The sequence below is a fragment of the uncultured Acidovorax sp. genome, from assembly GCF_964021665.1.
GTDB classification, from domain to species: Bacteria; Pseudomonadota; Gammaproteobacteria; order Burkholderiales; family Burkholderiaceae_C; genus Acidovorax; species Acidovorax temperans.
Window position 1 is genome coordinate 1 of the sequence record NZ_CAXIAK010000135.1, and the last position, 6,040, is coordinate 6,040.

Sequence of the window (6,040 nt, forward strand, 5' to 3'; positions counted from 1 at the left end):
TGCCCGACGCCAACCATTTCGGCGGCAGCGCCGGTGCGGGTGGCGGCCAGCAGCTCCCCTTCAGTGACTTCAGTGCCGAAGCTCTCGGCAGCAATTTGTACCTGGGTGCCCAGTGCAATGCCGTGCTCGTCCTGAAAAATATCGTCCAGCAGCGGCATGGGCTCAGCCCCTGCCGCCACGGTGATCGCGTCTGCCGCGCTGAATTTTTCGATGCGCCCCTGCCCCAGTGCCTCGATGCGGTCCATCCACTCCAGCACGGCGGGGGTGGCTTCAAAGATGCTGTCCATCAACGGCACCACGCGGCGGGTGAACCACAGCGGGTGGTAGGCAGCAAAGTCGGCAACGCAAGGCTCGGTGCCGAACAGAAAATCATGCTCTTCCACCATGTGCGCAATGCGCCGCAGATACGAGCGGTAGGCAGCCGTAGCGTCTTGTGGGCGCTGGCGCACCATGCCTGCACTCATGGCCTTGCGGTCTTCTGCAAACGCCTGGGCAGCAGCGGGCGGCAGGCTGGCAAACAGCATCTCAGCGCCTTTGGGCTGCAGGTTGTAGGCCATAGAGGCCCAGAACAACGTGCTGTCGGCCCAGTGCGCAAACACGCGCGACACACCCTTGAGGTGCGGCGGATACAGCACCGGTTCAGGCTGGATGTGCTCCAGCACGTCGCAGATCAGTGCGGTGTCGCAATAAATATCCGCCCCCACCTGCAGCACGGGGGTTTTGCGGTAGCCACCCGTCAGGGCCACCAGATCCGGCTTGGGGCTGATGCTGGGGATGATGACGGACTTCCACGCCAGTTGTTTGAACCCCAGCACTGAGCGGATTTTTTGCGCAAAGGGCGATGAGGGGTAGTGGTGAAGAATCAGGGCAGACATGGCGAAATCTCCTGTACAGCGTTTTCAACCAAAAGCACTTGCGTGTGCACTGCGGCGTAACAAGCTGGGGCACACGCGCGGCGCGCCCGTTCAGCCCTGCACCACGGGTGGGGTCCACAGCATTTCGATGTGGGGGATGTCATCTTCGAGGTATTCGTCCGACACCGCCACAAACCCAAAGCTGCCGTAAAAGCGCTGCAGGTGCGCCTGCGCACTGATGCGCACCGCCCTGCCCGGCCACACCTGCTGGCAGCGGGCCAGCCCTTCGGCCACCAGCAGACGGCCGGTGCCGTTGCCACGCGCTTCCTTGGCGGTGACCACGCGGCCAATGGAGGGCTCGGGGTAGTTCACGCCCGGGTCCACCACGCGCAGGCAGGCCTGTAGCACGCCCGCCTCGTCGTAGCCCAGCAGGTGATAGGACTGCTTATCAGCGCCGTCGGGGTCCTGGTACGGGCCCTGCTCCAGGATGAAGACCTTGCAGCGCAGGGCCAGCGCGTCGTGCAGGGCGTGCACGCCCAGGTCGTCAAAGCGGGCCCAGGTCCACTTCAATGTCATCAGATCAGCTTGACCAGTTGCTTGCCAAAGTTCTTGCCCTTGAGCAGGCCCAAGAACGCCTCTGGTGCGGCGGCAATGCCCTGGGCAATGGTTTCGCGCGGACGCAGCTTGCCGGTGCCGACCAGGGTGCCCAGCTCCTTGAGCGCATCGGGCCAGACTTCCATGTGTTCGCTCACGATGAAGCCCTCGACCTTCATGCGGTTGATGAGCATGAGTGCGGGGTTGGCCATGGGCAGCGGTGCGCCGTCGTAGCCAGCGATCATGCCGCACAGGGCGATGCGGCTGAAGGCGTTCATGCGCAGCATCACGGCGTCCATGATCCAGCCGCCCACGTTTTCAAAGTAGCCGTCGATGCCGTTGGGGCAGGCTTCCTTCAGTGCCTTGGACATGGCTTTCACGTCGCCATGCACCTTGTAGTCAATGCAGGCGTCAAAACCCAGCTCTTCAGTGGCGTACTTGCACTTGTCCGCACCACCGGCAATGCCCACCACACGGCAGCCGCGGGCTTTGGCCAGGGCAGCAAACGCGCTGCCCACCGCGCCGGTCGCAGCGCTCACAACCACGGTGTCGCCTTCCTTGGGGGCAATGATCTTGACCAAGCCATACCAGGCCGTCACGCCGGGCATGCCGACGGCGCCCAGGTAGTGCGACAGCGGCACATGGGTTGTATCGACCTTGCGCAGCGCACCAGGGGCATTGGCATCCACCACGCTGTACTCCTGCCAGCCGCCCATGCCCACCACCTTGTCGCCCACGGCGTACTTGGCGTTGCGGCTTTCCACCACCTCGCCCACCGTGCCGCCAATCATCACTTCGCCCAGGGGCTGCGATGCGGCGTAGCTCTTGCTCTCGTTCATGCGGCCGCGCATGTAGGGGTCCAGACTCAGGTAGTGGTGGCGCACCAGCACCTGGCCATCGGCCAGCGCAGGCGTCTCTGCCGACACCAGCTTGAAGTTGCTGGCCACGGCTTCGCCCTGGGGGCGGTTGTCGAGGAGGATCTGCTGATTGATGGGCATGGAAAATCCTTTTGCTATGGTTTCAATAGCTGCCAGCGCTTTATCTGCAAGCGCCAGAGGCCAAAAATACTTGAAGTGCTGGTTTGTACTACGTCGCTTCAGTCCGTCGAGACAGACTTGAGCTGGTTGATGTTGCGCCCGTCTACCGGCAAGCGCTTGACGTACTTGAACGTGCCAGTGGCATGGCTGCAGATGCGCCCTGCCGCGTCATACACCGAGCCTTCGGTGAAAGCCAGCGTGGCCGTGCGGTGAATCAACCGCCCCTTGGCCACCAGCGGGCCCTTGGCGGGCTGCATGAAGCTGGTCTTCATCTCGATGGTGACCACGCCCATGTCCGGCGTTTCGCTGCGCGCGGCCGTGGCCATGGCCACGTCCAGCAGGGTCATCGACGCACCGCCGTGCGTCACGTCAAAGGAATTGAAATGCTCGGGCTTGGCCTCGTAGTGCAACTCTGACTCACCACCTTCCATGCGGTGCAGGGTGAAGCCCAGGTGGGTGACAAAGGGGATTTCAACGCCGAAACTTTTCAAAACAATTCCTCGGTAGGCAAACTAAGAGACGCGCGATTCAGGCCAGGGACCGTCCCGCCGCGCTGGTGGGCTCCCCTTCCCGGGAAAGCCGAGAGAAGGGGAAAAGCGGCAAAGCCGCGCAGGGAGTTGTACTCTAGTTCAACCGCCCGTCACTACGCTCACGCCCCCATCGACCGCCAGCCACTGGCCGGTGATGTGCTTGCCCGCATCCGACGCATACAGCACGCACAGACCCTTCAGGTCTTCGTCGTCGCCCAGGCGGCCCAGTGGTGCGCCCGCCTTGAGTTTTTCCTCGCCCAGGGCCTTGAGCGTGCCCACCGTCATCTTGCTGGGGAAGAAGCCGGGGCAGATGGCGTTCACTCGGATGTTGTACTTGCCCCATTCGGCCGCCAGCGCGCGGGTGAAGTTGATCACCGCGCCCTTGGAGGTGTTGTAGGCAATGGTGTTCATGCCGCTGGGGTTGCCACCCAGACCGGCGATGGAAGCCACGTTGATGATGCTGCCCTGCTTGCGGGCAATCATGCTGTGCTTGGCGATGTGCTGGCTCAGGATGAAATAGCCACGCACGTTCAGGTTCATCACCTTGTCCCAGGCGTCCACAGGGTGGTCTTCGGCGGGCGAGCCCCAGGCGGCGCCTGCGTTGTTGACGAGGATGTCCACATGGCCACCCAGGCGGCGAATGGCTTCGTCGGCCAGGCTGCGGATGTCGGCCTCGTTGGCGCAGTCAGCGGCAATCCATTGCGCATCAATGCCAGCGGCTTTCAGCTCGGCAACGGCCTCTTCCAGGTCAGACGCCTTGCGTGAGCTGAGCAGCACCTTGGCACCGGCTTCGCCCAGCGCGTGGGCCAGTTGCAGGCCCAGGCCGCGCGAGCCGCCGGTGACCAGGGCGGTCTTGCCCTTGAGGTCGAAGAGTTGCTGGATGGTGCGATGGGTCATGTGGTGTCTCCTTGTGTTTGCAATCGGGGTTGGGCAGCGCTACTGCCTGAGGGCTTGGCGCCGCACCGCTGTGGCAGCTGCCTTTGCGGTGTGTGCCGCACATTGTGGTGATGCAGGCGGCACAACCGTGTCGCCTGCGCGATCCTGCGCGCGGGGGCTTCCCGCGCGCGGTGCTGGGCGCCTCAGAACGCGTCTTCCGGCATCTGTGCGCAGGTGGCGTCGCGGGTACTGACCACCTGCAGCCAGGCACCAATCTTGGGCAGCTCGTAGTGGAAGAAAAACTGCATGGCACCCATGCGGCCCACGCTGGCCGGTTGTGCCACGGCAGCGTCTTTGGCCAACGTTGCCAGGGCCAGGTCCAGCCACACCCATGCCAGCACCGTGTGGCCGAATGCCTGCATGTAGGGCACGGCATTTGCCAAGGCGTCACCGGGCTCGCCCGTGGCCCACGCAGCCTTGGTGGCGGCACCCACCTGCTGCAAGGCGCCAGCCAATGCGTTGGCATGTGCGGCCAGGCGCGGCACCTGCAGGGCGCGCTGCACGGTGCCGTTGATGCGGCCTGCCAGCAAGGCCAGGCCCTTGCCACCTTCCATCAACACCTTGCGGCCCAGCAGGTCCATGGCCTGGATGCCGTGCGTGCCTTCGTGGATCATGTTCAGGCGGTTGTCGCGCCAGTACTGCTCCACCGGGAAGTCGCGCGTGTAGCCGTAGCCGCCGTGGATCTGGATGGCCAGCGAATTGGCCTCCAGGCAAAACTCGCTGGGCCAGCTCTTGGCGATGGGGGTGAGCACTTCGAGCAGCAGGCGCGCCTCGTCGGCGGCGTCAGGCTCGCCGGTGTGCTGCTCGTCCACCAGGCGGGCGCAGAACAGGTTGAGCGCGAGCGCACCCTCGCCGTAGCTCTTTTGCGCCAGCAGCATGCGCTTGACGTCGGCGTGCTCGATGATGCGCACCTGGGGCTGCGCAGCGTCCTTGCCACTCGCCCCCACCAGGCGGCCCTGCGGGCGGTTTTTGGCGTAGTCCAGGCTGGCGTAATAGCCCGCCAGGCCCAGCATGGTGGCCGCCATGCCGATGCCGATGCGCGCCTCGTTCATCATGTGGAACATGCACGCCAGGCCACGGCCGGCCTCGCCCACCAGGTAGCCCACGGCCCCTGCCCTGCCCGCCACCGGGTATTTGCCCTCGCCAAAGTTGAGCAGCGTGTTGGTGGTGCCGCGCCAGCCCAGCTTGTGGTTGAGGCCGGCCAGCGCCACGTCGTTGCGCACGCCGGTCAGGTTGCCTTCGGTATCCACCAGATTCTTGGGCACGATGAACAGCGAAATGCCGCGCGTGCCCGGCACCAGCTTGCCGTCCGCCCCCGGAATCTTCGCCAGCACGAGGTGCACGATGTTCTCCGACAGCTCGTGCTCGCCCGATGAAATCCACATCTTGTGGCCCGTAAGCCGGTAGCGCGGGCCCAGCGGGTCACTTTCAAACGCTTCACCATCTGGCACAGCGCGCGTGGCCACGTCGCTCAAGCTGGAGCCCGCCTGCGGCTCGCTCAGGCACATGGTGCCCGAGAAGCGCCCCGAAAACTCATTGAGTGCAAACACCTTCTTCTGCAGATCGGTGCCATGCACCATCAGCAGGTTGGCATTGCCCACGCTCAGCAGGCTGGAGCTGATGCTGATCGACGCCACGGCAAAAAAGGCATTGGCCGCCGCGTCCACCGTGTAGGGCAACTGCATACCGCCGATGTCGTAGTCCTGCGCCGCGCTGAGCATGCCCGAGGCGGCGTAGGCGTCATACGCATCCTTGGTGGCCTGCGGCAGCGTGACGCGTTCACCATCGAAATGCGGCTCGTGCGTGTCCACCGTGCGGTTGAACGGCGCGTACTTCTCGCGCGCGATGCGCTCGCAGGTGTCGAGCACCGCGTCAAACGTCTCGCGCGAATGGTCGGCAAAGCGCTCGCGTGTGTTCAGCGTTTCGGCTTGCAGCCAGTTGTAAAGCAGGAAATCGAGGGTGGAGCGCAGGGTCGTCATGCGGGAAATTATGGGTGTGCACATCCCGTCGGGCATGTCCGTTGCGCGACGCGGCGAGGAGGGTGACCCAGGCCGACCGCTCCCGCACATTACTGCGGCCACACCCCTGC

At 64.4% G+C, this 6,040-nt stretch carries 6 protein-coding genes; all 6 read right to left on the bottom strand.

What is annotated here, in order from left to right; genetic code table 11:
- Nucleotides 1–875, bottom strand: an 875-nt coding sequence (locus AADJ04_RS17360; protein WP_341240380.1) for a glutathione S-transferase family protein, incomplete at its 3' end; no start/stop codon positions are given.
- A gap of 90 nt (nucleotides 876–965) precedes the next feature.
- Complete coding sequence (locus AADJ04_RS17365) at nucleotides 966–1,430, bottom strand: GNAT family N-acetyltransferase (protein ID WP_067512043.1); 465 nt, start codon at nucleotides 1,428–1,430, stop codon at nucleotides 966–968.
- The gene (locus tag AADJ04_RS17370) at nucleotides 1,430–2,446 is read right to left on the bottom strand and encodes an NADP-dependent oxidoreductase (RefSeq protein WP_341240381.1); all 1,017 of its coding nucleotides are present in this window, start codon (nucleotides 2,444–2,446) and stop codon (nucleotides 1,430–1,432) included. The genes AADJ04_RS17365 and AADJ04_RS17370 overlap by 1 nt, the downstream gene beginning before the upstream one ends.
- 98 nt (nucleotides 2,447–2,544) lie before the next feature.
- Nucleotides 2,545–2,976 carry a PaaI family thioesterase gene (locus tag AADJ04_RS17375; RefSeq protein ID WP_044398454.1) on the bottom strand — a complete coding sequence of 144 codons (432 nt, stop codon included), beginning with the start codon at nucleotides 2,974–2,976 and terminating at the stop codon, nucleotides 2,545–2,547.
- Nucleotides 2,977–3,114: 138 nt separating this feature from the next.
- Nucleotides 3,115–3,912, bottom strand: coding sequence for an SDR family oxidoreductase (locus AADJ04_RS17380; protein WP_044398452.1), 798 nt, complete (start codon nucleotides 3,910–3,912; stop codon nucleotides 3,115–3,117).
- 182 nt (nucleotides 3,913–4,094) lie between these two features.
- A complete protein-coding gene (locus AADJ04_RS17385) occupies nucleotides 4,095–5,930 on the bottom strand; it encodes an acyl-CoA dehydrogenase (RefSeq protein WP_273623049.1) in 1,836 nt (611 codons plus the stop codon).
- Nucleotides 5,931–6,040 lie beyond the last annotated feature (110 nt).